Source organism: Maricaulis sp., from assembly GCF_048268525.1.
Classification (GTDB): domain Bacteria; phylum Pseudomonadota; class Alphaproteobacteria; order Caulobacterales; family Maricaulaceae; genus Maricaulis.
This window is the reverse complement of the sequence record NZ_JBLWVH010000002.1, coordinates 26,729-51,620: the sequence shown is the minus strand read 5'-3', so window position 1 is coordinate 51,620 and position 24,892 is coordinate 26,729. Positions and strand designations below refer to the sequence as shown.

The 24,892-nt window shown below is 63.8% G+C and carries 24 protein-coding genes; 13 read left to right on the top strand and 11 right to left on the bottom strand.

The window, feature by feature from the left end; genetic code table 11:
- The first annotated feature begins 57 nt into the window (after positions 1–57).
- Complete coding sequence (locus tag ACN0X9_RS01630) at positions 58–237, top strand: DUF4169 family protein (RefSeq protein ID WP_417485897.1); 180 nt, start codon at positions 58–60, stop codon at positions 235–237.
- A 26-nt stretch (positions 238–263) separates the two neighbouring features.
- Here ACN0X9_RS01630 and ACN0X9_RS01625 read toward each other — a convergent pair whose 3' ends face one another.
- Together ACN0X9_RS01625 and ACN0X9_RS01620 are read right to left on the bottom strand one after the other, a co-directional pair.
- A complete protein-coding gene (locus ACN0X9_RS01625) occupies positions 264–569 on the bottom strand; it encodes a hypothetical protein (RefSeq protein ID WP_417485896.1) in 306 nt (101 codons plus the stop codon).
- A gap of 90 nt (positions 570–659) precedes the next feature.
- Complete coding sequence (locus ACN0X9_RS01620; RefSeq protein WP_417485895.1) at positions 660–1,328, bottom strand: DNA-3-methyladenine glycosylase I; 669 nt, start codon at positions 1,326–1,328, stop codon at positions 660–662.
- Positions 1,329–1,453: 125 nt separating this feature from the next.
- Between ACN0X9_RS01620 and ACN0X9_RS01615 the strand changes: the two genes are divergently transcribed.
- Positions 1,454–1,675 carry a ribbon-helix-helix domain-containing protein gene (locus ACN0X9_RS01615; protein WP_417485894.1) on the top strand — a complete coding sequence of 74 codons (222 nt, stop codon included), beginning with the start codon at positions 1,454–1,456 and terminating at the stop codon, positions 1,673–1,675.
- Here ACN0X9_RS01615 and ACN0X9_RS01610 read toward each other — a convergent pair.
- From ACN0X9_RS01610 to ACN0X9_RS01600, 3 genes are read right to left on the bottom strand one after another with little or no spacing between them, the layout of a single operon-like run.
- Positions 1,672–2,304 carry a hypothetical protein gene (locus ACN0X9_RS01610; RefSeq protein ID WP_417485893.1) on the bottom strand — a complete coding sequence of 211 codons (633 nt, stop codon included), beginning with the start codon at positions 2,302–2,304 and terminating at the stop codon, positions 1,672–1,674. The genes ACN0X9_RS01615 and ACN0X9_RS01610 overlap by 4 nt on opposite strands.
- A gap of 58 nt (positions 2,305–2,362) precedes the next feature.
- Positions 2,363–2,800, bottom strand: coding sequence for an SRPBCC family protein (locus tag ACN0X9_RS01605; RefSeq protein WP_417485892.1), 438 nt, complete (start codon positions 2,798–2,800; stop codon positions 2,363–2,365).
- Positions 2,793–3,110: an ArsR/SmtB family transcription factor gene (locus tag ACN0X9_RS01600; protein WP_417485891.1), complete on the bottom strand. Its 318-nt coding sequence runs from the start codon at positions 3,108–3,110 to the stop codon at positions 2,793–2,795. Before ACN0X9_RS01600 ends, ACN0X9_RS01605 begins: the two co-directional genes overlap by 8 nt.
- A gap of 133 nt (positions 3,111–3,243) precedes the next feature.
- On the opposite strand from ACN0X9_RS01600, the gene ACN0X9_RS01595 reads away from it, so the two are divergent.
- From ACN0X9_RS01595 to ACN0X9_RS01565, 7 genes are all read left to right on the top strand, one after another.
- On the top strand, positions 3,244–4,851 hold the full coding sequence (locus ACN0X9_RS01595; protein WP_417485890.1) for a chloride channel protein: 1,608 nt from the start codon (positions 3,244–3,246) through the stop codon (positions 4,849–4,851).
- 64 nt (positions 4,852–4,915) lie between these two features.
- Positions 4,916–5,446 carry a hypothetical protein gene (locus ACN0X9_RS01590; RefSeq protein WP_417485889.1) on the top strand — a complete coding sequence of 177 codons (531 nt, stop codon included), beginning with the start codon at positions 4,916–4,918 and terminating at the stop codon, positions 5,444–5,446.
- A 99-nt stretch (positions 5,447–5,545) separates the two neighbouring features.
- Complete coding sequence (locus ACN0X9_RS01585; protein WP_417485888.1) at positions 5,546–5,908, top strand: hypothetical protein; 363 nt, start codon at positions 5,546–5,548, stop codon at positions 5,906–5,908.
- A 291-nt stretch (positions 5,909–6,199) separates the two neighbouring features.
- Entirely contained in the window at positions 6,200–6,541 is a 342-nt protein-coding gene (locus ACN0X9_RS01580; protein ID WP_417485887.1) for a GIY-YIG nuclease family protein, read from the top strand.
- A gap of 321 nt (positions 6,542–6,862) precedes the next feature.
- Positions 6,863–9,154, top strand: a complete 2,292-nt coding sequence (locus ACN0X9_RS01575; RefSeq protein ID WP_417485886.1) for an ATP-dependent helicase — start codon at positions 6,863–6,865, stop codon at positions 9,152–9,154.
- Positions 9,155–9,477: 323 nt separating this feature from the next.
- Positions 9,478–10,404 carry an alpha/beta hydrolase gene (locus ACN0X9_RS01570; RefSeq protein ID WP_417485885.1) on the top strand — a complete coding sequence of 309 codons (927 nt, stop codon included), beginning with the start codon at positions 9,478–9,480 and terminating at the stop codon, positions 10,402–10,404.
- Positions 10,405–10,668: 264 nt separating this feature from the next.
- Positions 10,669–11,529: a 50S ribosomal protein L11 methyltransferase gene (locus ACN0X9_RS01565; protein ID WP_417485884.1), complete on the top strand. Its 861-nt coding sequence runs from the start codon at positions 10,669–10,671 to the stop codon at positions 11,527–11,529.
- 3 nt (positions 11,530–11,532) lie between these two features.
- Here the strand turns inward: ACN0X9_RS01565 and ACN0X9_RS01560 are convergent, their stop codons facing one another.
- Entirely contained in the window at positions 11,533–12,567 is a 1,035-nt protein-coding gene (locus ACN0X9_RS01560; RefSeq protein ID WP_417485883.1) for a serine hydrolase domain-containing protein, read from the bottom strand.
- An 82-nt stretch (positions 12,568–12,649) separates the two neighbouring features.
- Here ACN0X9_RS01560 and ACN0X9_RS01555 point away from each other — a divergent pair, with 82 nt between their 5' ends.
- Positions 12,650–14,137, top strand: coding sequence for a LytTR family DNA-binding domain-containing protein (locus ACN0X9_RS01555; protein ID WP_417485882.1), 1,488 nt, complete (start codon positions 12,650–12,652; stop codon positions 14,135–14,137).
- On the opposite strand, the gene ACN0X9_RS01550 is transcribed toward ACN0X9_RS01555, so the two are convergent.
- A complete protein-coding gene (locus ACN0X9_RS01550; protein WP_417485881.1) occupies positions 14,138–14,299 on the bottom strand; it encodes a hypothetical protein in 162 nt (53 codons plus the stop codon).
- Positions 14,300–14,477: 178 nt separating this feature from the next.
- Between ACN0X9_RS01550 and ACN0X9_RS01545 the strand changes: the two genes are divergently transcribed.
- The 3 genes from ACN0X9_RS01545 to ACN0X9_RS01535 all read left to right on the top strand — a co-directional run bounded on the left by ACN0X9_RS01545 (position 14,478) and on the right by ACN0X9_RS01535 (position 18,712).
- Positions 14,478–16,316: an aminopeptidase P family protein gene (locus ACN0X9_RS01545; protein ID WP_417485880.1), complete on the top strand. Its 1,839-nt coding sequence runs from the start codon at positions 14,478–14,480 to the stop codon at positions 16,314–16,316.
- On the top strand, positions 16,316–16,846 hold the full coding sequence (locus ACN0X9_RS01540; protein ID WP_417485879.1) for a hypothetical protein: 531 nt from the start codon (positions 16,316–16,318) through the stop codon (positions 16,844–16,846). The genes ACN0X9_RS01545 and ACN0X9_RS01540 overlap by 1 nt, the downstream gene beginning before the upstream one ends.
- A 156-nt stretch (positions 16,847–17,002) precedes the next feature.
- Positions 17,003–18,712, top strand: a complete 1,710-nt coding sequence (locus tag ACN0X9_RS01535; protein ID WP_417485878.1) for a hybrid sensor histidine kinase/response regulator — start codon at positions 17,003–17,005, stop codon at positions 18,710–18,712.
- A gap of 10 nt (positions 18,713–18,722) precedes the next feature.
- Here ACN0X9_RS01535 and ligA read toward each other — a convergent pair whose 3' ends face one another.
- From ligA to lpxC, 4 genes are all read right to left on the bottom strand, one after another.
- Complete coding sequence (gene ligA / locus ACN0X9_RS01530) at positions 18,723–20,768, bottom strand: NAD-dependent DNA ligase LigA (RefSeq protein WP_417486027.1); 2,046 nt, start codon at positions 20,766–20,768, stop codon at positions 18,723–18,725.
- A 305-nt stretch (positions 20,769–21,073) separates the two neighbouring features.
- The gene (gene recN, locus ACN0X9_RS01525) at positions 21,074–22,771 is read right to left on the bottom strand and encodes a DNA repair protein RecN (RefSeq protein ID WP_417485877.1); all 1,698 of its coding nucleotides are present in this window, start codon (positions 22,769–22,771) and stop codon (positions 21,074–21,076) included.
- A gap of 27 nt (positions 22,772–22,798) precedes the next feature.
- A complete protein-coding gene (locus tag ACN0X9_RS01520; protein ID WP_417485876.1) occupies positions 22,799–23,629 on the bottom strand; it encodes an outer membrane protein assembly factor BamD in 831 nt (276 codons plus the stop codon).
- Positions 23,630–23,860: 231 nt separating this feature from the next.
- Positions 23,861–24,757, bottom strand: a complete 897-nt coding sequence (gene lpxC / locus ACN0X9_RS01515) for a UDP-3-O-acyl-N-acetylglucosamine deacetylase (RefSeq protein ID WP_417485875.1) — start codon at positions 24,755–24,757, stop codon at positions 23,861–23,863.
- Positions 24,758–24,892: the final 135 nt, after the last annotated feature.

Sequence of the window (24,892 nt, the reverse complement as noted above, 5' to 3'; positions counted from 1 at the left end):
TGCGCCGGACCGGCAATTGGATGCACTCAAGGTGTACGAGGCACAGTCGAGCGTCACATGACCAAACCCGTCAATCTTCGCCAGTATCGCAAACAGAAGGCCCGCAAGGACAGGGCGGCTGTTGCCGAGACCAATCGCGTCGTCCATGGCACGCCGAAAGCCCTGCGCGATGCGGTCGAAGCCGAGCGCCTGCGCCGGCTGGCCGAGCTGGATGGCAAGAAGCGCGACGACAGCTGAGCCACCGCGCACCCCGGGTCCCGCCCCTAATATTGTGAATTCATCGGCGGCGGGCGCCCGTGCTTGCGTTTGTAGGCGACGATCAGACGCTGGGCCTCTTCGGCATCGGCCCAGGTTTCGGCAAACATCATGGCACGCGGGTGCAGGCCGCGCCCCTTGTCCGGGATGGCCATCTCGCGCTCGAACATCGCGCGCAGGGACCGGGTCGGGCCGATCTTGAGAACGCTGGACAGATCATCCGCGTCGCGCAGCAGCACATAGACGCCCGGCAGGTCCGGCACGTCGTTCACGCGCAGCTTCGACAGATGGACAGGTTTGTACCAACGCAGCATGCAACGACTCGATCAACAGGTCAGACCCGGAGCGGAGTGATCCAAGTTGCCTTCCAATACTAGAGGGAAAAACCAATTCACTGCAATATCCTATCCGACGCTGAGCGCCAAAATTCGGCTGACCTCGCTTTGCGAGCGCCCGCTTTCCTTTGCCCAGGCTGCAATGGCGGCGGCCGATTTCGCGATCGCGGACTTCGAGGTCGGTGGCTTGTCGACTATGCCCTCGCGGACCAGCGCGGCCCCGACATCCCCGGACAGGATCCAGGCATCCCAGCCGGAAAAGCGCAGGAAATACTGGCCGGTCATGCCGGACACTCGCGACCCGCGAGCCTTGAGAAGGGCGAGCAAGCCGGCCTGGTCGTCGGTCGGCCAGTTGGCCATGAAGGTCCCGAACCCTCCATGCTCGGCGGACAGATCGGCGACCATGCGGGCATTTTCCACGGTCGCGGTGATCTTCTGGCCATTGCGGACAATCCGCTCGTCCGAGGCCAGGCGGGCGATATCATCATCGGACCAGAAGCTGATCCGGTTGGGGTCAAACCCTTCGAATGCCGCCTCGAAGCCGTCCCACTTGGCCTCGATCACCTTCCAGACAAAGCCGGCTTGAAAGACACAGCGTGTCATCCGGGCCAGCCAGCGATCATCCGGGACCGACCGCAGCTCGTCCGCGGATTTCGGTGCCGGGTGCGCCGCCAGGCGCTCGTCGAGGTCAGGGTGATGTTGCAGGGCCCGGGCGCGAACGGTGTCAAATGAGGTCATGGCTGAATCTCCTCGGCCCAAAGATGGCCAGTCTGGCGATGGGAGCAAGTCGCGGGGTGCAAGTCGCGCGGGTTCGCCGGTCCGGGCCCCTTGCCATTTCCGGGCGGAGCCCCAAGTGTCCGGCCATGCCCTTGCTCAAACGCTCCCTCTCTCTCGCCGGCCACCGCACCTCGATCTCGCTGGAGCCCGACTTCTGGACCGAGCTGGACCGGATGGCCCGCGACCGGGGCCAGTCACTCGCCAGCCTGATTGGCGAGATCGACGCGGCACGCGCCGACGAGCCGCTGGCCTCATCGGTCCGGATCCGGGTCGTTCAGGCCCTGCGCCGTGAGATCGACGGCGCCTAACCGGCCCGCTTGCGGCCCAGCGAGGCGAAATAGGCGTCCACATCCGGCATGGCGTCATTGAAACGAACCGGCTCGTTACCGCAATCCCAGCCGCGCGCCAGCTCATCGGCGGCCGCACGGGCGATGATGTTGGCGTCGGGCAGTACCGAGGCATCCACATAGGCGACCGGACAGACTGTATAGCCCCCTTCCGCCGCCAGCGCTGTGACAATCAGCGTATTGGGTTCCTCGATACCCTCATAGAATTCCACGACATCCGGCGTGTTGTAATGGACATAGCGGTGGATCGTGGCGAAGGCGCCATCACCGTCAATCCGCCATTCGATGACATCATGAAAGCCGCCAAACAGGCCGCGTGTCGGTGCGTTGATATAGTCGGATCGGGCGACGCCCGGACGCGCATAGGCCGAGGCCGAACCGTGCTCACCTGATACGATATGGACCATCCAGCCGCCAAACCCCGGGCAAACGGCCTCATACACCGGTTCATCAGGAAGCTGGGCCTCCACACAGGCCTCGTCGATCCGTGTGTATTGGCTATTGAGCTCTTCGTCCTGCGCGGCAAAGGCGCCGCCACCGACCATGGTGAGTGCCAACAGGCTGGCTGGAACACTGTATGAATGACGCATGGGACCCCCGCATTGAGCGGTCAGCTTACCGGCTCGATACGGGGGCACAAGCGCCAACTCATGCGGTCGCGGCTTCAACCTCCACGACCCGTTCACGCAGCTTGCCGAAATGCTCGTCCCAACCGGCATCATGGTCGCACAGGCTGTCAAAGACATCGACCTTGGCGCCTTCGAACCCGTCATGGACGAGCTTCAGCAGAGTGCCTCCGGCGACCGCGGTCAGCGTCCATTCGACCCGCGTCAGATGCCCGTCCAGCCATTTATGAGTGAAACTGTAAACGAGACGGGTCGGCGGTTCGGCTTCGAGCACCTCGCCCCAGCAGACGCGGCTGCCATCACCACTATTGCTCAGAAGGGCGAAGCCCGCGCCGTCAACAAGTTCTGTATCGGCGGGATGGAACCAGCGGGCTAGCAATTCCGGCCGGGTCAGATGATCCCAGACCCGTTGCGGGCTGGCCTTCAGGAAGACCGATTTTTCTATACGGGCCTCAGTCATGCGTCGTCTCCACTTCCTTCTTGAGGGCTGTGAGGCGTTCGTCCCAGAACACCTCGAACCGGGCGACCCATTCGGCCACCTGCACCAGCGGCTCCGGATTGAGACGATTAATGCGCTCCCGGCCGCGAGCCTCGACCGTCACCAGACCGCCATCGCCGAGCACTTTGAGATGCTTGGCCACGGCCGGCCGTGTCATGTCGAACCGGCTCGCCACCTCACCGACCGTCCGGTCCCCTGCTGCGAGCAGAAGCAGGATCGAGCGGCGGGTCGGATCGGCGAGCGCCTTGAACACGGGATCGGGAACGGTCATCACCACCTCATGAAACCAACTGGTTTCGCTTATATGGTACCAATTGGTTTCGCGTCAAGGCCGCAGCAACTTGACCGCATCCGGCAACCCGCGCCAAACCGTGAGACGAGCTGAGTCTTTCAGGCGGAATGATGTGATCAACCGGATCGGACAGGCCTTTCGCGACGGTCGCGGACCAGCCCTTTGGGGGCTGGCGATCGTGGTCGGCATCTGTGCCGGCTATGCCACTCTGGGATTGCGCCTCGGTATTGGCTGGGTCGAACAGTCTGCCTTCGGCGCGACGGAAGAACAGCTGGCCAGCGCAGCCTCCAGCCTGCCCGCCTGGCGGATCGTGATCATCCCCCTCATCACCGGCTGTATCATCGCTGCCATGCTGGGGCTGGGACGCCGGTTCGGCCTGTCGCCCGACGGGCGCGGTCTCGGCGTCGCCGACGTGCTGGAAGCTAGAGCCGTGAAGTCGGGACGGATCGATGTGAAGGCCGGGCTCTATTCGGCTGTGATGTCCGCGATCTCACTTGGTGGCGGCGCCAGCGCCGGACGCGAGGGCCCGGCTGTCCACCTGGGCGCCACCCTCGCCGCTTTCATTGGCAGCCGTTTCGGCATGGCCGCACGCGGCTCGCGCATCCTGCTTGCCTGTGGTGCCGCCGCGGCTGTCTCGGCCAGCTTCAACGCGCCGGTTGCCGGCGCACTGTTCGCCTTCGAAGTCATCCTGGGCCACTACGCCCTCCGCTCGATCGCCCCGGTCGCGACCTCCAGCGTCGTGGGCGCGTTGATCGTGCGCCATCATTTCGGGCAGGCGCCGGTGTTCAGCGTGCCGGAAATGGCTGCGGCCAGCCTGTGGGACTTCCCGGCAGCGGCCGCGCTCGGAGTCGCGGCAGCCGGTCTGGTGATCATTTTCAATCGCGGCGTCATTCATTTGCCCAACCTGTTCGCCAGCTGGACGGACCGGATCAACCTGCCCAACTGGCTGCTGCCGATCCCCGGTGGACTGGCGGTCGGGCTGATTGCGCTGATGGCCCCTGAAGTCCTCGGCGTCGGTTATGAAGCGACCTCGAACGCACTGACGACCCAGTACACATTCGGCCTCGTCGTCCTGCTGTTGATCCTCAAGACCGTCGCCACCATCGTTTCGCTGGCCTGCCGTTTTCCCGGTGGGGTCTTCTCGCCCTCCCTCTATCTGGGCGCCATGCTGGGATCGGCCTTCGGTCTGTCGCTGGCGCTTCTCGCCGGCGACCAGACGGCGGGGCCGGGGTTTTTCGCTGTGATCGGCATGGGTGCCGTCGCCGGAGCGGTATTGGGCGCGCCGCTGTCGACCACGCTGATCGTGTTCGAACTGACGGCCAGCTACGAGGCCTCCGTCGCCGTTCTGGTCGCCGTCTCGCTCGCCACCGTCCTGTCCCAGTCGGCACTCGGGGGCTCACTGTTCCAGTTGCAGATGCACCGCCGTGGCTATGACATTGCCGGCGGCGCCAGTCGCCTGGTGTTGCAGATCGTCCGGGTCCGCGACGTCATGGAACCGCTTGGCAGCTGGGGCGAAGCGGCCGTTCCCGACGGCACCTGCCTCTATGAGGACGACACGCTGGGGCGCGCCTTTGCCGTGCTGGACGCGGAACAGCTCGACAGTGTCATCGTGCGCGAGAGATCGGATGCCCAATTGGTGACCGGTGTGATCACCAAGGCCGATGCCCAGGCGGCCTATGCCCGCCGGCTGGCGGAAATCAGCGAGGAAGAGCACCGTTGACGCCGATCCCAGGATTGCAGAATGGTTATCCCTCTGGAAAGAATGTCCAAGATAAAGTCGCAGGATGAGACTGACCGGGGCTGAAAATCTGGATGTGGAGCGCGGTGTCATGGGCGAAGGCCCGCTGACAGCCGACGCCCTGCGGGCCGCCAACATCAACCCCGTTACCGGCCTGGCAACCGACTATCTCAACCACTTCAACGAGGTGGTGATGCTGATGGAAATGCTGCCGGACATGCCCGATTGCGCCGAAGACGTGCTGGAATGGACGCCGGCGGACTATCCGGCCCACTTCGCCAATTCCACCTTCAAGGACAAGGAACTGGCCATCCTCGCCTACCGCTCGGCGCCGAACGCCGTGCGGGCGCATCTGGAAACCCTGATCCTTCAGATCGATGACGAGGTCCTCAAGGCCCAGACCGTGCTGCGCGAGACCACCAGCCCGGAGGCCTGCGCCCGGATCGCCGAGCTGGCCAGCGAGGAGATCAAGCCCCTCATCGCCGCCGCTTCGGGCACCATCAACGGCCATGCCGACACCGAGGACGAACTCGACGACGAAGCCGCCCAGGCCAATGTGGATGCGCTTTTCGGCTGAGCCGTGACTCCGGGACGCTCTTGAGTCATATTATATGACCAAGAATGAGAGAGCGCGTTCCCCCGCACCCGAATGGGTGGCGGAGAGGGCGTCGATCCAGTGAGCGTGATGATCGAGTTGCCGCAATCCCCAGCCAAACCCCGTGACTTCACGGCCTATCGAGCCCGTGAATACACTGCCCTTGTCAAAGAAATTGTGGCGGCGCGGGAACGCCTCGCCAGCGGTCCCGAAATCCTGTCGTTGATCAATGAGCTGGTCATCGTGACCGAGGAGATTCTCGACTTCACGGACGGCTGTGGCGAATCCGGCAAGGCGCGCGCCTGCTGCGCCGAGGCCGAACACTTCATGGCCGGCTTGATCGAACACGCCGAAGCCATCCGCGCCGCCAATGGCGCCTTCGGCTCCCGCTTCATCGATTTCATCCAGCACATGCCAATCGAAGCCCCGCGCCGGGCGGCCTGATCGAAATCAAGAAGCAACTCGGCTGGTTCGACATCCATGGTGATTTCGACGAAGGCGTGCCGTTCGCAACCCGCCTCGAACACCGAACGAGTTCTCCAATGATGAGCCCAACGTCGGTCCCGGATCGCGCTTTGCGCGTCCGGGAAAAATGGGATGACCATATCTTTCAGAAACAAACTCATTTCCCCCGGACGAAGCCCGGCGAAGGCCGGGCGCAGATCCGGGGCCGACGGGACGGACCGCGCAACTCCCCCATTGCGATAAAGTACACATTGAGCAATTATAAATTGCATGACGATGTTCGCGCCGGAAGCCGTCTATCTCTTGTTCAGCCGCCCGCACGGCGCGCTCTATGTCGGGCGCACGAAAGACCTGGTCTGGCGAACCTGGCAGCATCGTACCGGCGCTATTCCCGGTCACACCAAGCGGCACGGCATCAAGCAACTCGGCTGGTACGAATGGCATGACGGCTTCGAATCCGCCGCCCACCGCGAATACCTGATCAAGCGCTGGCGCCGCGCCTGGAAGATCGCGCTGATCGAAACGATGAACCCGGGCTGGAAAGACCTCTGGTTCGACAACCGTGGTGATTTTGACGAGCAGGTGCCGATCGTGACCCGCCTCGAAGATTGAACAATTCCTGCAATGATGGGCTCAACGTTGGTCCCGGATCGCGCTGCGCGCGTCCGGGAAAAATGGTTGCCTGACTCTTTCAGAAACAAGCTCATTTCCCCCGGACGAAGCCCGGCAAAAGCCGGGCGCAGATCCGGGGCCGACGGGCGGTTCAACCACTCACCTGTTCAACGCCCACCCCAATGCGAACAAAAAACGAACAATCACACATGCTTCCCTTGGGATCGGGCGCCAATCAGTCCAGTATGCCGGTCAGTATGACGTAGAGAATCGGTTCAACAAGCCAGCGTTGAACCCGCCGTCCAAGCAGCAGGGAATTGCATGTCCGGTCTTTCCATCTCCGACATGGCGCGGCCCGCGCCGCCAACGCCCTATCTTGACGGGTTGAATGCCGAGCAGCGTGCCGCCGTTGAGGCCATGGACGGTCCGGTCCTGGTGCTGGCCGGCGCCGGAACCGGCAAGACCCGTGTTTTGACCACTCGCCTCGCCCATATCCTCGCCACCGGCCGCGCCCGGCCGTGGGAGATACTTGCCGTCACCTTCACCAACAAGGCGGCGCGCGAGATGAAGGAGCGGGTCGGCAAGATCATCGGTGAGGCGGTCGAGGGCGTGCCCTGGCTGGGCACGTTCCACTCGGTCTCGGCCCAGATCCTGCGCCGCCATGCCGAGCTGGTGGATCTGAAATCCTCCTTCACCATTCTCGACACCGACGACCAGTTGCGCCTGATGAAGCAGATCATCCAGGCTGAAAACATCGACGAGAAGCGCTGGACGCCGCGCCATCTCGCCAGCCTGATCGATGGCTGGAAGAATCGCGGCCTGATGCCGGACCAGCTGGGCGAGGATGACAAATGGGCCTTCGCCGAAGGGCGCGGCCAGGATCTCTACCGCATCTACCAGTCGCGCCTGAAGACGCTGAACGCCTGCGATTTCGGCGATCTGCTGCTGCACACGCTGCACATTTTCAAGGACAATCCCGACGTCCTGAAATTCTATCACGACAAGTTCCGCTACCTCCTCGTCGACGAGTATCAGGACACCAATGTCGCCCAGTATCTCTGGCTGCGCCTTTTGGCCCAGGGCACGGGGAATATCTGCTGTGTGGGCGATGACGACCAGTCGATCTATGGCTGGCGCGGAGCCGAGGTCGACAACATATTGCGCTTCGAGAAAGACTTTTCCGGCGCCACCGTGATCCGTCTGGAACGCAATTACCGCTCGACCGGGCATATCCTGGGCGCCGCCTCGGGCCTGATCGCCGCCAACCGCTCGCGCCTCGGCAAGACACTGTGGACCGATGATGCCGAGGGCGAGAAGGTCCAGGTGCGCGGCATCTGGGATGGCGAGGCCGAGGCCCGCTTCGTCGCCGAGGAAATCGAGAACTGGGTGTCAGGTCAGCGCGCCTATTCCGACAGTGCCGTGCTGGTCCGCGCCGCCTGGCAGATGCGCGCCTTTGAAGACCGTTTCATAATGCTGGGCCTGCCCTATAAGGTGATCGGCGGACCGCGCTTCTTCGAGCGAGCCGAGGTTCGCGACGCCCACGCCTATCTGCGCCTGGTGCGCTCGCCGGAAGACGATCTCGCTTTCGAGCGCATCGTCAACACGCCCAAGCGCGGCATTGGTGACACCACGGTCCAGAAGATCGCCATGACCGCCCGCGCCATGGGCGTGCCGATGACCGAGGCGACCCGGGTCATGCTCGGCACGGATGAGATCCGCGGCAAGGCCCGCACGGCGCTGGGTGTCTTCCTGCGCGATGTCGAGCGCTGGCGCGAGCAGTCCGAACAAAGCCGTCTGGACGAGCTGGCCGAGATCATTCTCGACGAGAGCGGCTATACCGCCATGTGGCGCGAGGACAAGACGCCCCAGGCCGCCGGCAAGCTGGAAAACCTCAAGGAACTTGTCCGCTCCATGGGCGAGTACGACACGCTGGAAGCCTATCTCGAACACGTCGCCCTTTTGACCGATGCCGACCGCAAGCCGGACGAGGACGAGATCTCGCTGATGACGCTGCACGGCGCCAAGGGTCTGGAATTCCCGCTCGTCTTCCTGCCCGGCTGGGAAGAGACCGTCTTCCCCTCGCAGCGCTCACTGGACGAGGGCGGCACGCGCTCGCTCGAGGAGGAACGCCGCCTCGCCTATGTCGGCATTACCCGCGCCCGCGAACGCGCCATCATCACCTTCACCGCCAATCGCATGATTTATGGCCGCTGGCAGACGGTGATCCCGTCGCGCTTCATCGACGAAATGCCCGTCGATCATGTCGAGGCGCGGTCAGAAACGGGCTATTATGACAGCGGTCCCGGCTTTGAGAGTGTCAGCCAGCAGCCCGACGCCATGGCGTCCAGTTATTCCAGCCCCGGCTGGAAACGCTACCAAGCCAACCAGCAATCCGGCCGCCGCTCCTCACCGCCAACCATCAATGCCAAGGCCACGCTCATCGAAAGCGGCGGCTCGGACACCCAAGGCACCTGGCGCGCCGGCGACCGCGTTTTCCACGACAAGTTCGGCTACGGCACGGTGAAGAAGGCGGATGGCTCGAAATACACGGTGAAATTCGACAAGGCCGGCGAGAAGAAGGTGGTGGAGAATTTCTTGCGGGAATTGCCTTGAAGTCAGGTCCTCGCCCTTGATGGGCGAGGTGGATTGCCGCTTTGGCGGCAAGCCGGAGTGGGTGACAGGCGGTGCCGGAACGCTGCGCGTCTCACCCCTTCCGAGCCGAGGCTGCGCCTCGGCCCACCTTCCCCATCGAGGGGAAGGACCTCGTTCCGCGCTGTTTCAATTCCCTTTTGTTATCCCCGCCACCCGCCTTCGCGGGCGCAGGCTTGAGCGAATAGGTCCCGGGTCTGCGCCCTGATCAAGTCAGGGCGTCCGCCCGGGATGACAAAGTGTGTGTTTCGGGGAAGGTTGGCGCTGGAACAGACCAGCGAGCCCCCATGATCCGCGCCCTCCTTTTTGCCTCCACCCTTCTTGCCGCCTGTCAGCCCGAGGCAGCGACGCCCCATGTCGACCCGCACGCCGCCGCCCGCCCCATCACATGGGATCAGCTTCTCGACCGCCCGCGCGAAACCGCAACCCTGCGGATCGCCTTTGGCGAGGGCGAGCTGGAATTTGGCGAGTTGTGGCTGCCCCAAGGGGAAGGGCCGTTTCCGGTGGTTGTCATGGTCCATGGCGGGTGCTGGCTGTCGCAGATACCGGGCACGATCCTGCAGGACTATGTCGCTGCCGATCTGCGTGATCACGGCGTGGCAGTGTGGAACCTCGAATACGCCCGGATCGGGCATGAGAGCGGTGGCTGGCCGGGTACGTTCGAGGACATCGCCGATGGCGTCGATCATCTGCGCGAGGTCGCACAGGCGCATCCGCTCGATCTCGACCGGCTGGTCTTCACCGGGCATTCCGCCGGCGGGCATCTGGCCCTTTGGGCGGCGGCGCGCGGCAATTTGCCCGAAGACAGCGCGGCCTGGCGCGACGATCCGCTTCTGCCTGAGACTGTGGTCACACTCGCCGGCATCAATGATCTCGCAAACTACCGCGCCAACGGGCCGGGCCGCTGCGGCGAGCCTGCCACGGTGGATGATCTGATCGGGCCGGTGGAGGCCCAGACACCGGACTTGATGGCCCAGGTCTCACCCGCAGCGATGGGGCCAATGGCCGTCGGGCAGGTCATCGTTTCCGGCGAATTCGACCCGATCGTGCCACCCTCACTGGGCACACACTACGCGGCGCTGGCGCAAGCACGCGGCGACACCGTCCGCCATGTCGTGCTGCCCGAGGCGGGGCATTTCGAGCTGATCGATCCGACCTCACCGGCCTGGCAGGAGGTACGGGCGATTTTGGTCGAGGCGCTGGAGTCGGAGTAGGCGTAACGAACGGGGCCTCGGCCCCAACCATCCTTATTTGTCATGCCAGCCAGCGGGCCGCATGGGCTCAGCGCCGTCAAGGCCGCCTTCGGCGCCGCGAAGCGGGCATGCGCCTTGACGGCGCTGAGCCCATGCGGCGAAATCCCGGCAAGACATTTAAGGTCTTCTCCGAGCACTCGCTCGTGGACTTAAGACAAAGCCCTCCCCGCTTGATTTCCAGCGTCCCAGCGTCCACACCCGCCGCCTGATCCGGAGACCCTGCCCATGACCACGCTTTGGCGCCTGACAGCCCTGTCCGATTTTGCCACCCTCGCCGATGTCGTTGAACGCCTCGACCAGGCCCATCCGGCCGTCGCGCTGAGCTGGGCGATTTTCGAAGAGAGCGATGGGGCGCGGCTGGACGTGTTGTTTCAGTCCATGCCGGACGAGGCCGCCTTCCGCCGTGCTTCGGGCCTCGCCGAGGACATTCTGGTCGAATTCGGACCTCTGCCGGAAGAGGACTGGGTTCGCCTGTCTCTGCAAGGCCTCAAGCCGGTCGAGGGCGGGCGTTTCACCCTGTTCGGTGCGCATGATCGTGAAGCCGTTGCCACCGGTCAGATCGGGATCGAAATCGAAGCCGGTCCGGCTTTCGGCACCGGCCATCACGGTACCACACGCGGCTGCCTGATCGCATTTTCCGAAATGCTGGACGCCGGTGCCGATCCGAAAACCGTGTTCGATCTGGGCTGCGGCACTGCCGTCCTGGCCATCGCCGCGGCCAAGGCACTGCCGGACGCCGAAGTGCTGGCATCGGACATCGACCCTGAAGCCGTCGATGAAAGCATTGAGAACTGCACCAAGAACAACACCCCCGGCATCGACTGTTTCGTCGCCGAAGGCCTCGAACATGCCAAGCTGGCGGGGCGCCAGTTCGAGCTGGTCTTCGCCAATATCCTCGCCGGCCCGCTGATCGATCTGGCACCGGGTGTCGCCGACATCCTGACGCCCGGCGGCAAGGTCATCCTGTCCGGCCTGCTGACCGAACAGGAAGCCATGGTCCGCACCGCCTACGAAGCCGCCGGACTGACGGTGCACCGCCAGCCGCCGCTGGAGGGTTGGGAAACCCTCGTCGCGACGAAGGGCTAAGCGCTACTCGTCCGCCGGCTCGAGGCCCGCAAACAGGTCGGCCAGCTCGATCGACAGCGCCTGCAGGTTCTCGCTGTCGGCATTGCCGGTCAGCGCCACCGAAACTTGCGGTTCGACGTAAATCAGCATGAAAGACCGACCGCCCGGTGAGCCACCGGAGTGGGCGGCATAGTGCAGGTCGGCTTCGGGTGCATGCCCGGCCCAGGGCCCCGGCAGTTCTGTCCAGCCGCCAAGATCGACCATCTCGCCTGCCGCGAGGGCGTGCCCCATTTCGGCCAGTTCGCGCGAACTGGCCAGCAACCCGCCCGCGCCGGACTTGCACTCAGCCGAGGGCCCGTCGATCGTCTGCGGCCCCTCTCCCAGATCAACCCAGTTGGTGGCCTTCTCGGCGTCATCTGAGTCACGACGGGCAAGATAGGTGTCGCCAAGTGCGTCATGCATGGCCGCATCGAAACTGTCTGTCCCGGTCAGCTGCACCAACAGGTGGCTCAGCAAGACATAGCCATAGGTCGAGTAGGTTATCTCATCGCCCTCCGGCGGCGAAAGCGGCGCGTCGATGAAATGACCCAGCGCGTCGGCCGGGGTTTCGCAGCGACGGTCCGAAAAGCTGATCCAGTCAGCCCGCGAGGTATAGTGGCGAACGCCTGCCCGGTGCTCGAGCAGGGAGCGTAGCGTGACAGCGTCATAATGCGCCGGCAGGTCCGGGTCGATCTGTCGGACCGGCGTGTCGAGATCGAGGCCGTCGGTCTGTTCAAGACGGGCATAGGCCAGCGCGGTCAGCATCTTGGCCACCGAATAGACATTGTAGGGACGGTCGACACCATCCGCGTCATCGCGCTGCCAACCACCTTCAGATTCCCAGACAATCTCGCCACCAACCATCACCGTGGCGTTCAGCGCCGGATAGGTCCGGGCAACCGGATCAAAGGCCGTCTGCGCCTGTTCTGCGAGCGGCGGCGCTACAACCTGCCCGGCCATACCGAGCCAGAGACTTGCGACTCCGGCGCTTGCCGTCAAAAGACTACCAATCATCAGCATCTGTATTCCTGTTGTTGACTTGCCCCCCGGCAAGGGGCGCTCATGCCGTGCGGCCAGCGGGCCGACCAGCGCAAAAGGACGGATGGCTCATATGATGGCCGGATGGCTCAAAGCGATTGCAGACCGGCGGCCAGGCCTGGAAAGTGTCGGGCTGATGCTGCTGGCGCTCGCCTTTCTTCTGGCCGCGCCCCAGCCCCGGATCGACGCGCGCATGCCGCAGACCGTGCGCTATGTGGATGCGGATATCGGGTTGGCGGCCATGCTCGCCGCCCCGGCCGCCGGCGAGCGGGTCGGCTATCGCGGAATCGCACGCCCGGAGACAGCGGGCTGGCTGGTCTGGGATGATGTTCCGATTGCACAGGACGGGCCGCCGCTGGCGGTCAGCACCTCCGGCCCCTTCTCAGCAACGCTCTGGTTCAATGGCGAAATGATCGGAAACAAGGGCCAACCCGGCGTGGACGCCGATGGCGAGTCGGCCGGTCAGATCGACAGCCTGTTCGCGGTACCGGCCCGCTTGATAGAGCCAGGCGGCAATCGGCTGGTCATGCGCCTATCCAGCCACCGCGCCGGCTACACGCCCTACAGCCTGGTCCAGTCGCTCTTCGTCCTGCCCTACAGTGCCGAAACCCGGCGCCCCGTCCGCTATTATCTGCCGCTGGCCATCCTCGGCGCCGGCCTGGTGGCGCTGGCATTGGCTTTCGGCCTGCGCGCCAAACGGATCGGCGATGGACGCGGCCTCTGGCTGTCGCTCTCGCTGACCGGGTTGACGCTGGCCGGACTGGCCGAGATTTCCCGGGCCATGATCAACTATCCCTATGACTGGCATCAACCGCGCCAGGCCCTCAGCCTGCTCGGCTTGGCCATTTTCGGGCTGGCCCTTCTGCGCTTTGCGCAGCAACGCTGGCCGACTTCCGGACCTGTGGCGACCCTGTGGCTGGGCGCAACTGCGCTGGCCGCCCTGGCCGCCAGCCTTGCCCTGACCGGCTATGACGCCAAGTCGGCGGCGGTGACCGCTTGCCTGACCGTGTCAGCTGCGATGTGGATTGGCTGGCGTGGCGACCCGCAAGCCCGGGTTCTGGCAATCGGTCTCGCGCTTGTCCCGGCCTATGCCCTGGCCTTTCCGGCGGACCTGATTGACCGGGGCATCTATGCACTGGTGCTGGGACTGCTGGCCCTGCCCGCCATCCGCTGGCCGCACCTGTTGCAGCCGGAAACAGCGCTACCATCCTCAGCACCGGCGATCCTGGCCCTGCAGTCCACCGGACGACTGACACGTTTGCCCTGCAGCGATATTGTCCATCTCGTGGCAGCTGGCAATTACACCGAGGTGCGCACGCTCAGCGGGGCAACCCATCTGGACAATCGCAATCTGAGCGCCTTGCTCGAACTGCTGCCCGGCGGTTTCGTCCGCAATCACCGCTCTCACGCAGTCAATCTCGACCATGTCGAGGCGCTGACCAGCGAAGTGGGCAGCCGCTACCAACTGCTTCTCAAGACCGGCGCGTCTGTTCCCGTCAGCCGGCGAGAGGTGGCCGGCCTGCGCGAACGGCTGGCCGGCCACAAGGCCTGATCAGGCGCGTTTGCCCTTGAGGCCGAAACTGGCGAGGAAGGCATTGACGTCGGTGGTGCGTGGCAGGGCGCGGATGCCGCTGCGCGAACGGTTGCGCTCAAGCGAGCGATTCAGCATGTCGTTGGTGTTCATCGAGCGCCAGTCATCAATCCCGTACAGCATGGGAAACTCCTTTGAATTCCCCGCGCTTTAGCCATGGATTTCTGCGCCTGCGAACAGGCGGTTCAGCAAGCCCGGCCTGCGCAAATGCATGGCCCGCGCGACCGGCGGGGACGCAAGCCTGCAGACCCGGCTGAGACAGCCATTGAACCGCCCCGGCGACGGGCATACCTTGCCGCCCATGACCCAGATGATTTCCCAGACTTTCGACGTTAAGGGCGGCCCGCATTATGGCCGCGAGAACCTGCCCAAGCTGCGCGCTGCGCTCAAATCACTTGGCCTGGACGGCTTCCTCATCCCGCACGAGGATGAGTATGACAATGAATACCTGCCGGACTGCAATGAGCGGCTCCTGTGGGCGACCGGCTTTTCCGGCTCTGCCGGCGCCGCGATTGTCATGGCCGACCGCGCCGCGCTGCTGGTCGATGGCCGCTACACCGCGCAGGGCCGCCAGCAGACCGACACCGCGCTGTTCGACCAGTGCGATCTGGTCGGCCAGGGCCTGTACGGCTGGATCGAGGAGAATGGCCGCAAGGGCGAGAAGATCGGCTATGACGCCCGCCTGCACAGCCCGGCCGCACTCGACCTGCTGGAGACCGCCGCCATGCGCGCCGGCGTCGAGCTGGTTTCGGTCGAGCAGAACCCGATCGATGTTGCCTGGACCGACCGTCCGGCGGCGCCCAAGGCCGACATCATCCCGCACCCGATCGAGTTCGCTGGCGAGGACCACGCCTCCAAGCGCCAGCGCATCGGGGTTGCCATCGAACGTGGCGGGGCAGACGCCGCCGTGATCACCGCGCCGCCCTCGATTGCCTGGTTGTTCAATGTGCGCGGCGGTGATGTTTCGCGCTCGCCACTGCCCCTGTCTGCGGCCCTGATCCACAAGGACGGGACCGCGACCTTCTTCGTCGACCCGGACAAGCTGACCGACGAAACCCGCTCCCATCTCGGCAACGAAATCGCTGTGCGGCCCGAAAGCGAGTTCGGCGCCGGACTGTCCGAACTTGAGGGCAAGAAAGTCCGCGTCGACCCGACCACGGCCTCGGCCTGGGTGTTTGAGACGCTCAAGTCCGGCGGTGCCGAGGTGCAATCGCTGGAAGACCCGGTGATGCGTCCCAAGGCCGCCAAGAACCCGGCTGAAGTGGAAGGCTCGCGCCAGGCCCACATCCGCGACGGCGGCGCCATCGCTCGCTTCCTGCACTGGCTCGACACCGAAGCCCAGTCCGGCGAGGTCGACGAGATCCAGGCGGCGCAGAAGCTGGAAAGCCTGCGCAAACAATTGCCGGAACTGCGCGACCTGTCCTTCGACACGATCTCCGGCGCCCAGGGCAATGCGGCCTTCGCCCACTATCGCGTCTCAGAGGCCTCCAACCTCAAACTGGCCAAGGGATCGCTCTTCCTGGTCGACAGTGGTGGCCAGTATCCGGACGGCACCACCGACATCACGCGCACGGTCCCGATCGGTGATCCGACCGCCGAGATGAAGACGCAATATACCCGCGTCCTCAAGGGCCATATCGCCCTGTCCATGGTGCGCTTCCCCAAGGGCACGACCGGCACCCAGCTGGACATTCTCGCCCGCTTCCCGCTGTGGCAGGCCGGCTTTGACTATGATCACGGCACCGGCCATGGCGTTGGCAGCTTCCTCGGCGTGCACGAAGGGCCGCAGCGGATTTCCAAGGCGCCGAATGCGGTGCCGCTGGAGCCGGGAATGATCCTGTCCAACGAGCCGGGCTACTACAAGGAAGACGGGTTCGGCATCCGGATCGAGAACCTGCAGGTCGTCACCGAAGCCGCCGACATTCCCGGCGGCGAACGGCCGATGCTGGGCTTTGAAACCGTCACCGTGGCGCCGATCCACAAGGGTCTGATTGACACCCACCTGCTCACCGCCGACGAAATCGCCTGGCTGGACAGCTATCACGCCATGGTTCGAACGAAAGTCCTGCCGCTGCTGGACGGAGACGTCGCCGACTGGCTGATCAAGGCGACCGAGCCGATTGCCGGAGCCACGCCCTAGTGCGTACAGTCGCGATCATCGCGATGGCAGCCGCCTTTCTGGGCGGCTGCTTTTATTCCGAGAACGCGCTGATCTCGCGCGGTCAGGCTGACTGGCCGCTCGAGGAAGGCCTTTACAGCCACACCCCCTATCTCGCCGACGGCGTGACCCCCTTCGATCGTCCCGCCTGGACCGGCGAGATCGAGCACAGCTGGGGCCGCTATGTCTCCGACGATGACGGCTTTCCCCATGACGGCGCCCGCCTGAAAGAGATCGCGGACGGGCTCTACATCGCCATGCGACGCGATGAGGACAATTGGAGCTATGGCCTGATCCGGGTCTTTCCCGGCGGCGTGGCCACCTATCACGCGCCGGAATGCCGGAATGTCGAAGCCGCCATTCTCGACCGCTATGATGTGACCGAACACGAAGAAGAGCGCGGCTATTGCCGGGTCGACGACTGGGACCGTCTGGTCGGGGTGATGCTCAGCTATGTCGATGCCATGGGAGCCGATCTGCCCATCGACGGGGTCTACCGCCGACTGCAGTAGGCAGGCTTTTCTTAACCCTGACAGGCCTAGTCTCCCGGTTGCAGAGGAGCTGGTCAGCTGGACATCTGGGCCCGCATAGATCGATGGAGCGGTTGCGACGGATCCGATGATCTGGGCCTGACCTTGCGCGCTCGACTGGCGTTTACGTTCTCGATCATGCTGATTGTGATCGTCCTGGCCAACACCACCCTTCTTCTTGTGAGCGGAGCCGGTCGACCGGGCATGGCACTGCTTGGCATCGTCGCGATGGGAACCGTCCTGACGAGCATTATTGTCGGCACCTGGTTGCGACGCCCGGAAGTCACCATGGCCCTACTCGCCGTGTTTTCGATCCTGCTGTTTGCCGCCGCGATTTACGGAAACCGCGGCAGCGTTCCGCCCGTATTCGCCTACCTTCCGTGTCTCATTCTCGGCTTTCACCAATTCTGGGGCGGTCGCAGTCTGCTGGTCGCCTTGCCGGCAGTGTCCCTGGCCTTCGCCGCCGTTTTCTATCTGGCAGGCATCCACGATCCGCCCGACGGCAATTCCATCATCACCCTCGGCGTCGCGCTGGCCCTGTCCTGCGTCTGGCTGACCTGCCTCGCCACGGTCTTCCGTTCGGTCCAGGAGCTGGCTGCCAAGCGATTGCTGGAAGCCAATGATAGCCTGACAGCGGCGCTGGATGACAGCCGGTCGGCCCAACGGTCCAAAAGCGAGTTTCTGGCCAATGTCGGGCATGAAGTCCGCACGCCGCTGAATGGCGTCCTGGGCATGGCGGATGTCATGCACCGGGTCGGTCGCCTCCCGCCCGATCAGGCCGAACGGCTCGACCTGATACGGGAGTCCGGCGCAACGCTGCTTGAACTTCTCAATGAAATCCTGGACCAGTCCAAGATCGAGACCGGTCAGATTGTGCCCGAACAGGTCGATTTCGACCTCGGCCTGCTGATTGAAAAATCCGCCGCAAGCTGGCGACCGGAGGCTGAGAGCCGCGGGCTCGACCTGCACGTCTTCCGGACGGGCCTTGAGCAATCGACGGTAAAGGGGGATTCGCTACGTATCCGTCAGATCCTCAACAATCTGATCTCGAACGCGCTCAAATTCACCGATGCCGGCCATATAGCCCTGCACGTCGACCAGTCCTGGTGCGAACAAGGCCAAGTCTGGAATACGGTCATTCACGTGACAGATACCGGTGCCGGCATCCGCGCCGACAAGCATGACTCGATTTTCGAAGCCTTTCACCAGGCCGACGCGTCGATCACCCGTCGCTATGGGGGCACCGGCCTTGGTCTGTCGATCAGCCGCCAGCTGGCACGTCTGATGGATGGCGATTTGCGTGTTACATCATCCCCGGGAGCCGGCAGTTGTTTCTCACTCAGCCTGCCGCTGGCAGCCGGCGAACGGGTCCCGCTCGCCCAGCCGGAGAGTCCTGGCGCGCCCCGGCTCCGCACCACGGACCAGCCGGTCCGCATCCTGTCGGTCGACGATGTTGCAACCAACCACATTGTCCTGCGGGCGCTGCTCGAACAGGCGCTGGGTGACGCGCCGCTGTCGATCGAAAGCGCCAACTCCGGCGCTGAAGCGATCGAAGCGGTCCGCGACCAGACATTCGACCTGATTTTCATGGACATCCAGATGCCGGAAATGGACGGCGCCACCGCGGCGAGTCTGATCCGCAAGACCACGACAGGCAGATCGGCCTGGATCGTGGCAGTCTCGGCACTCGAGGCCTCCCAGAGCGCCAACCTTGTGCCAGCCGGCTTGTTCCAGGGCATCCTGCCCAAGCCGACCTCGGTCAGCGCATTGCAAAAAGTCCTCGTGGATTGGCAGCAGGCAGAGGTGCAGCTGTCCGGCAGGGCTGACGAGCGCGCCGCAGACACCTGACGCGGTGAAATCAAGCTCCGATCAGGTCGAACCACTCGTCTTCGGTCAGCGTCTCAACACCCAACTCGGCAGCCTTCTTCGCCTTTGACCCAGCCCCCGGTCCGGCAACCAGATAATCCGTTTTGCCAGACACGGACCCCGCCACCTTGGCACCGAGCGCTTGTGCCTTGGCTTTGGCTTCGTCGCGGGTCATGCGTTCCAGGGCGCCGGTGAAGACCACGGTCTTGCCGGCGACCGGGCTGTCATTGGCGATAGCTTCGGCGTCCTCGATGGTGAGCTGGGCGACAAGACGGTCCAGAAGCTCGCGATTGTGATCCTCGGTGAAATATTGCTCGAGCGCCTCGACGGCAGCATTGCCGATGCCGTCGATCCCGAGCATCTCGGCCCGCACCGCTTCGTCGTCGAGGTTGGCCGCGGCGGCGTTGAACGCCGACCAGCTGCCATAGGTCCGCGCGAAGAGTGCTGCGGTGTTTTCCCCGACATGGCGGATGCCAAGCGCATTGAGAAAGCGGGCCAGGGCAATCATCCGGCGCTCTTCGATCGACGCGAAAAGATTGCTGATCGAGGTCTCGCCAAACCCTTCCCGCTCCTGCAATGGCGGCGTGATCTCGCCGGCCTCATTGCGCGCCTTGAGGGTGAAGATATGCGCAGGCTCGGTGATCAGGCCTTCTTCGTGGAACGCCTCGATCTGCTTGGTACCCAGCCCTTCGATGTCGAAGGCCTTGCGCGACACGAAATGCTTCAACCGCTCCTTCAGCTGCGCCCCGCAGATGAGACCGCCGGTACAGCGCCGCACGACATCCAGCTTGCCGGTCCTGGCATCATGTTCACGCAGGGCCTGGCTGCCGCAGACCGGGCATTCTGTGGGGAAGTCGAACGCCGCCCCGCGATCAGGCCGATCAGGATCAACCACCCGCACGACCTGCGGAATGACATCGCCGGCGCGCTGGATCACCACGATGTCGCCGATACGGATATCCTTGCGCTCGATCTCGTCCTGATTGTGGAGGGTGGCGTTGGTGACCACCACGCCGCCGACCGTGACCGGCGTCAGGCGTGCGACCGGCGTCAGGGCGCCTGTACGGCCGACCTGGATGTCGATCGCTTCCAGCACGGTGGTCGCCTGCTCGGCCGGGAATTTGTGGGCGATGGCCCAGCGAGGCGCACGGGCCACAAAGCCCAGCCGTTCCTGCCAGTCGAGGCGGTCAACCTTGTAGACGACACCGTCAATGTCGTAGCCGAGCCCGGCCCGTTTCGCCTCGATATCGCGGTAGACGTCAAGCAGGGCCTCGACGCTGTCACAGCGGGCCATGAGTTCATTGACCGGAAAACCCATCTCGCCAAGCCGGTGTACGGCTCCCATCTGGGTGTCGGAGAGCGGCTCCGATACCTCACCCCAGGCATAGGCGAAAAATCGCAGGGGGCGCTGGGCGGTCATCGTCGGGTCGATCTGGCGCAGCGAGCCGGCAGCGGCGTTGCGCGGATTTTTGTAGGCGTCCCTGCCCGCCTCGGTCTGACGTTCGTTGAGCGCAGCAAAATCGGCGTGCGACATGTAGACCTCACCGCGCACCTCGACCACGTCCGGCCAGTCGCCCGGTGGCAGGGTCTCGGGAATATCGTCCAGGGTGAGCAGGTTCTGCGTCACATCCTCGCCGGTCTGGCCATCGCCGCGGGTGGCGCCATGGACCAGCTTGCCATCGACATAGCGCAGGCTGGCCGACAGGCCGTCAATCTTCGGCTCGGCAGTGATCGCCACGACATCGCTCTCGGCCAGACCCAGAAAGCGGCGGATCCGGCCGACAAAATCGGCAACATCCTCGTCATTGAACGCATTGCCCAGCGACAGCATCGGAACCGCATGCCGGATCTCGCCGAACTTGCCGGACGGGGCGGCGCCAACGCTCTCATACTTGGAGGTTACGAGAGTTCCTCCGATGTCCTCCAAAAATAGAGACACCTGCTTAAGCGCATCGAACTGATAATCTTCAACTTGCGGCTCTGCACGATCGTAAGGCGGATCTAGAAGCTTAAGGCGAGATACAATACCGAAATTAATTGGCTCAATGAGTGTCGAAAACTCCGGCCCATCTATGATCTGTTGAATGCATTCTCGGCGGTCCACACATTGCCCAATACCTGCGCTCGGCAAAAAGAACGAATACATCTTCCGAATAATTGGACGATCTAAGTATTCGGTAGCGTGCTCATATGTGCCTCTTTGGTACTGAGGCAGCACAACTTCAAGCACCGTAGCAATTCTACGACGGGCCTTTGACACGTCCGATGCATGTGCAAAGTTCAGGCGATCAACGCCTCTGTCGCGGAAATCAAATAGGTCATTCATGCGAAGACATCGCCTACTTACGCCTCCACGGCCATCAGTGCATCGGCCTGTGCCCGCGCCGCGTCAGTAATATCAGCGCCGGACAGCATGCGGGCAATCTCCTCGCGCCGCGCCGCACCGTCCAGCTTGACCAGGGTCGTGCGCATGCCGCCCTTGCCGTCATCGGTCTTGACGATCTGCCAGTGATGATCGGCCAGCGCCGCGACCTGCGGCGAATGGGTGACCACAAGCGTCTGCCCTCTGGCGGCCAGGCGTTTGAGCCGACGTCCGACCGCGTCTGCCACAGCCCCGCCCACACCCTGGTCGACCTCGTCAAAGACCAGAACCAGACCATCATCATCGCCGGCCAGGGCCACTTTCAGGGCCAGGCCGAAGCGAGACAGCTCACCCCCCGACGCGATCTTGTCGAGCGCGCCAAACGGCGAACCGGGATTGGTGGCGACCTCGAAGACCACATGATCGCGACCATCAGGGCCGGCGCGGTCGCCATCCGAGGTGATGCCGACGCGAAAACGGGCCCGATCCATCTTCAGCGGCGGCAGTTCGGCCGCGACCGCATCGGTCAGCGCCTTGCCAGCCTTTTCCCGACTGCGCGAAAGCTTGTGGGCCGCGTCGTCATAGCGGGCTTGCGCCGACTTCACGGCCTTTTCGGCCTCGGCGATCCGGTCGGATGCATTCTCGATACCGTCGAGCTGGTCGGTCAGGCGGCCATGAAGGGCGGCGAGTTCATCGGCGCCCACGTGATGCTTGCGGGCCAGCCCACGCAGGGCGAACAGACGCTCTTCCACCTCGTTGAGGCGCCCCGGCTCGACATCAAAGGCTTTGGCCGCATCGGAAAGGGCATCTTCCGCCTCGGAAAACTCGATCAGCGCCCGGTCGATGGCTGTCGACGCGCGCTCGAGAGCCGGGCCAGCCTCACCGCCACCCGTGCCGATATGGTCGCGCACACGTTCCAGCCCGCGCAGCGCTGCATTCAGACGCGCCTCCAGGCCTCCGCCCTCCCCGGCCAGGGCCTGCTGGGCGTCCTGCAAATCGCCGATCGCGCGCTCGGCCCCCTGAAGGAACTGACGTTCCTCGGCAAGTTCGGCCTCTTCACCGGGACGCGGGTCCAGCCGGTCGAGTTCCTCGATTGCGTGCCGGAGAAAATCCTGTTCGTCATCCGAAGCCTGATTGGCATCAACCAGCTCGTCGAGCTTCTTGCGGGCAGAACTGACTTCGCGCCAGGCGGAACGGCAAGCCGCCAGCTCGGGCTCGTGTCCGGCATAGATGTCGAGATAGTTGCGGTGGCTTTTCGGGTCCATGAGACCCCGTCCATCGTGCTGTCCGTGGACTTCGACCAGGACATCGCCCAAGCCACGCAGCAGACCGACACTGGCTGGCTGATCATTGATATGAGCCCGACTGCGCCCGTCTTCGCCAAGGCGGCGACGCAGGATCAGCGGTTCGCCCGGCTCGACCATGAGGCCGGCCTCATCCAGCAGCGACCACGCCGGATGACCGGGCGGCAGGTCAAATGCGGCGACGGCCTGGGCTTCATCGGCACCGCTGCGCACCTGGGCGCGGTCGGCGCGCTCGCCTGCCGCCAGTCCCAAGGCCCCAAGAAGGATTGATTTACCGGCGCCGGTCTCCCCGGTCAGGGCACACAGCCCGCTTTCAAACGTCGCTTCAAGCGCGTCGATCAGGACCACATTCCGGATGGATAGGGAGAGCAGCATTCAGTGCGTAGGCACCCCCGGGCCGGATCAGCCAAACAGCCGCTGCATGGCCCGCCGCATGAACGACGGATCGGCCTGTTCGATCGACTCACCGATCGAGATCCCCTCACGCGTCAGGAGGTCATAGCTGGTCTCGTACCATTCGCTGCCCGGGAAGTTGTAACCCAGGACCGAGGCGACCTGGCGGGCCTCCTCGTCAATACCGAGCGACACGTAGGATTCGACGAGGCGATGCAGGGCTTCAGGCACATGCGATGTATTGCCGTACTCGCGCAGCACATTCTGGAAGCGGTTGATGGCAGCCAGATGGTAGCCACGACGCAGATACCAGCGGCCGACGCTCATTTCCTTGCCCGCCAGATGGTCGCGGGTCATGTCGATCTTCAGGCGCGCATCGGTGGCATAGCGGCTGTCGGGGTAACGACGGACAACCTGTTCAAGCGCGAGCAAGGCCTGTTGCGTGGCAGCCTGGTCACGCCCGACATCCATGATCTGCTCGAAATGGCTGATCGCGATGAGGTAATAGGCGTACGGCGCGTTGCGATTGCCCGGATGAAGCGAAATGAAGCGCTGAGCGTCCGAAATCGCTTCCTCGTAATTGTTGGATTCATAGTTGGCGTAGGCGGCCATCAGCATCGCCCGGCGCGCCCATTCCGAATAGGGGTGTTGGCGCTCGACCTCATCAAAGCGGGCCGCCGCAAGCGGATATTGCTGTCGATCAAGCGATTCGAACGCGGTGGCGTAAATCGTCTCCGCCGGTCGCTCGACATAAGCGACTGAATTATCTGGTCCGTTGGCACAAGAAGCCAGTAGGGCGGACAGGGCAAGCGGGACAATGATACGCGACATAAGGGTCATGAAAGCACGGCTCAACAGCTCTGGTGGCCGAAGGGCCACCCGTTCCGACAAGTTTGTAGCGGATGATTGCCTCGGGCAAAAGGGCGCTGTCATCGCTCAGCGATAATGGATCAATTCAAGCCCATCAAAATGCAGGGCCACGGCCACATTCACGCCGGTCCATCACCGACTCGCCCCATCTCGGCCAGGGCACAGCCAGCTCATTCGAACAGATTTGAAATCTCGAAGGGTTCAGCGGGCCATCGCCATGGCGCCGGCATCTACATCACGCATGCTGACCCATTTCCAGCTTGTCGGATCATCCAGCAGGGCGCGGACGGCGGCATTGTTGATCGCATGCCCCGGACGGGCAGCGCGATAGCAGCCGATGATCGGAGCGCCGGCCAGGGCGATATCACCGAGTGCGTCCAGCGCCTTGTGGCGAACGAACTCGTCCTTGAAACGAAGCCCTTCCGGATTGGCAATGCCGTCATCATCCAGAACAACCGCATTGTCCATGGAGCCGCCGCGCGCCAGACCGGCCGCCAGCAGCGCCTCGTAATCCTTGCGGAAGCCGAAGGTACGCGCCGAGGCAATGTCGTCACTGAAAATGTCGGGAGCGATCTCGAAGGCGCAGGACTGGCGCCCCACCGAGGCGTGCTCGAAACTGATTTCGATCTCGATCGACGGTTTCAGCGCCGGCAGGAAACCCGCACTGCGCTCGTCGTCTTCGATCATGACCGGACGCAGGACCTGGATCGCGCGGCGCGGCATGGCGTGGGACTTCAGACCCACCTGGCGGATAAGCTTGACGAAGGGGGCAGACGACCCGTCCATCACCGGGACCTCGGAGCCCTCGACCTCGATGACGGCATCATCGACACCCAGACCTGCCAGAGCGGCCATCAGATGCTCGATAGTCGCAACCGATACGCCGGCCTCGTTGGTAATCGTGGTACCCAGGCGCACTTCGTTGACATTGGTGGCCCGTGCCGCAATCCGGTTGTCACGGTCCGTGATGTCCGAGCGTACAAAAACAATACCGGCGCCGGCGCTGGCCGGTTGCAGGACCATGCGCACCCGCTCGCCGGAGTGGAGACCAATGCCTGCGAACACAACAGGTGCCGCCAATGTGTGCCGGTTAATCACTGTAACGCGCCATCTTGCTTACTGTTTACGCCCAAACGCTTGATGGCCGGACAGCCATCGACCTGTGCAGTGAACGACAGGGAGGGTCAGCATTCAATTAAACCATTGTTGCGGTTTGTTACGCATTTGCAGCAA

Bases quoted from the DNA above. Each gene is read 5' to 3' on its own strand.
- ACN0X9_RS01630 (WP_417485897.1), top strand. From the start codon at position 58: ATGACCAAACCCGTCAATCTTCGCCAGTATCGCAAACAGAAGGCCCGC.
- ACN0X9_RS01625 (WP_417485896.1), bottom strand. From the start codon at position 569: ATGCTGCGTTGGTACAAACCTGTCCATCTGTCGAAGCTGCGCGTGAAC.
- ACN0X9_RS01620 (WP_417485895.1), bottom strand. From the start codon at position 1,328: ATGACCTCATTTGACACCGTTCGCGCCCGGGCCCTGCAACATCACCCT.
- ACN0X9_RS01615 (WP_417485894.1), top strand. From the start codon at position 1,454: ATGCCCTTGCTCAAACGCTCCCTCTCTCTCGCCGGCCACCGCACCTCG.
- ACN0X9_RS01610 (WP_417485893.1), bottom strand. From the start codon at position 2,304: ATGCGTCATTCATACAGTGTTCCAGCCAGCCTGTTGGCACTCACCATG.
- ACN0X9_RS01605 (WP_417485892.1), bottom strand. From the start codon at position 2,800: ATGACTGAGGCCCGTATAGAAAAATCGGTCTTCCTGAAGGCCAGCCCG.
- ACN0X9_RS01600 (WP_417485891.1), bottom strand. From the start codon at position 3,110: ATGACCGTTCCCGATCCCGTGTTCAAGGCGCTCGCCGATCCGACCCGC.
- ACN0X9_RS01590 (WP_417485889.1), top strand. From the start codon at position 4,916: ATGAGACTGACCGGGGCTGAAAATCTGGATGTGGAGCGCGGTGTCATG.
- ACN0X9_RS01580 (WP_417485887.1), top strand. From the start codon at position 6,200: ATGACGATGTTCGCGCCGGAAGCCGTCTATCTCTTGTTCAGCCGCCCG.
- ACN0X9_RS01575 (WP_417485886.1), top strand. From the start codon at position 6,863: ATGTCCGGTCTTTCCATCTCCGACATGGCGCGGCCCGCGCCGCCAACG.
- ACN0X9_RS01570 (WP_417485885.1), top strand. From the start codon at position 9,478: ATGATCCGCGCCCTCCTTTTTGCCTCCACCCTTCTTGCCGCCTGTCAG.
- ACN0X9_RS01565 (WP_417485884.1), top strand. From the start codon at position 10,669: ATGACCACGCTTTGGCGCCTGACAGCCCTGTCCGATTTTGCCACCCTC.
- ACN0X9_RS01560 (WP_417485883.1), bottom strand. From the start codon at position 12,567: ATGCTGATGATTGGTAGTCTTTTGACGGCAAGCGCCGGAGTCGCAAGT.
- ACN0X9_RS01555 (WP_417485882.1), top strand. From the start codon at position 12,650: ATGGCTCATATGATGGCCGGATGGCTCAAAGCGATTGCAGACCGGCGG.
- ACN0X9_RS01550 (WP_417485881.1), bottom strand. From the start codon at position 14,299: ATGCTGTACGGGATTGATGACTGGCGCTCGATGAACACCAACGACATG.
- ACN0X9_RS01545 (WP_417485880.1), top strand. From the start codon at position 14,478: ATGACCCAGATGATTTCCCAGACTTTCGACGTTAAGGGCGGCCCGCAT.
- ACN0X9_RS01535 (WP_417485878.1), top strand. From the start codon at position 17,003: ATGCTGATTGTGATCGTCCTGGCCAACACCACCCTTCTTCTTGTGAGC.
- recN (WP_417485877.1), bottom strand. From the start codon at position 22,771: ATGCTGCTCTCCCTATCCATCCGGAATGTGGTCCTGATCGACGCGCTT.
- ACN0X9_RS01520 (WP_417485876.1), bottom strand. From the start codon at position 23,629: ATGACCCTTATGTCGCGTATCATTGTCCCGCTTGCCCTGTCCGCCCTA.